The sequence below is a fragment of the Microbacterium paludicola genome (assembly GCF_015235415.1).
Lineage (GTDB): Bacteria > Actinomycetota > Actinomycetes > Actinomycetales > Microbacteriaceae > Microbacterium > Microbacterium paludicola.
In genome coordinates, this window is sequence record NZ_JADGLL010000091.1 from 1 (window position 1) to 1,458 (window position 1,458).

The window sequence follows — 1,458 nt, forward strand, 5'->3', positions numbered from 1 at the left end:
GGCTCTTCGGACATCCGGTGGGGGTCATGGGGTGAGTCCGCCGGCGGCGAGGAGCATGCGGAGCCGGTAGTTGTGCCGGTTGCGGTAGCCGCGGGCGAGGCGGCGGTGGAGCTCGATGATCCCGTTCACGGCCTCGGTGCCACCGTTCGATGACCGCCCCGTCGTGAAGTACGCCAGGAACGCGTCGCGCCAGCGGCGGAGGGTGCGGCCCAGTCGTGCGATCTCGGGGATCGGGCAGGTGTGGAACGTGTCGACGACTTGCTCAGCGATCCGCCGCCCCGCGGCCAGATCGCCCTGGTGGTAGGCGGAGCGGAGTTGCTGCGCGCACTGCCAAGCGACGAACACTTCGTCGTGCGCGGGGTCGGCTTCCATCGCCGCGGTCAGCCTCACCCGCTGCTTCTCGGTGAGGTTCTCGGCCCCGGCGCGCAGGATGGTCTGCACCCCGTAGAGCGGGTCGCCCTTGCGTCCGCGGTGCCCGAGGGTGTCCTGCTGAACGCGACGGCGGACCTCGTCGACCGCGGCGGTGCCGAGCTTCACAACGTGGAACGCGTCGAGGACGGCGACGGCGTCGTCGAGCTTGTCGTCGATCGCGGTCTTGTATCCGGCGAACGGATCCAACGCGGCGACCTTCACCTGCTTCCGGAACGCGTCGCCGCGCTCACCGAGCCAGGTCGCGTACGCCTTCCCGGATCGACCGGGCACCAGATCCAGCAGCCTGGCCCGCGTCTTCCCTTGGCTGTCGCGGGTGAGGTCGACCATCCCGGTCAGCTCCTTCGGCCCCCGTCGGCGCGGGTCGACGTGATGCCAGACGTGCTCGTCGACGCCGAGGCTGGTGACATTCTCGAACCGGGACTCGTCCGCCGCGAGCTTGACCAGTTCGGGTTCGACGGCCCGCCACACCGTCTTCCACGACGTCCCGAGCTGCCGGGCGAGTCCTTGGATGGTGGCGTGCTCGCGACGCAGCTGCCCGATCGCCCACGCGACGGCGCGCTTCGTGATCGACCCGCGCGGCGCGACCAGCGACGGGACCTGTTCCACGAACGTCTTCCGCGGACAGCCGGACTCGCCGCACCGCCACATCCGCTGCCGCCACACCACCCTCACCCGCGTCACACCCGGCACGTCATGCAGCACCCGAAGGCGCCGACCACGGCTCGTCACGAGCACGCCGCACCCCGGGCAGCCCGTCGGGGACGCCGGAGTCGAAACGGTCACCACAAGAAGTCCGTCGCGACGCTCGACGTGCTCGACATGGACACCGTCGAGGCCGAGAAGCAGGTCGCAGCGGGCACACGGACAGTCGGCGGGGCGCGCGTCAGCGCACCCCGAAGTAGGGTGAAGCACGTCGAGGTCCTCGGTCGGAATCAGAGAGTTAGCGCTTCTGATCCTCGGGGACCTCGACCCCTACCGCCGAATCACCGCCCGGCCACCCTCACCCCACCGGATGTCCGAAGAGCC

General features: G+C 70.2%; 1 protein-coding gene. It reads right to left on the bottom strand.

Going from position 1 to position 1,458, the window contains the following annotated elements:
* Positions 1 to 24 precede the first annotated feature (24 nt).
* Complete coding sequence (locus IR155_RS15635) at positions 25 to 1,344, bottom strand: ISL3 family transposase (RefSeq protein WP_442922776.1); 1,320 nt, start codon at positions 1,342 to 1,344, stop codon at positions 25 to 27.
* Positions 1,345 to 1,458 lie beyond the last annotated feature (114 nt).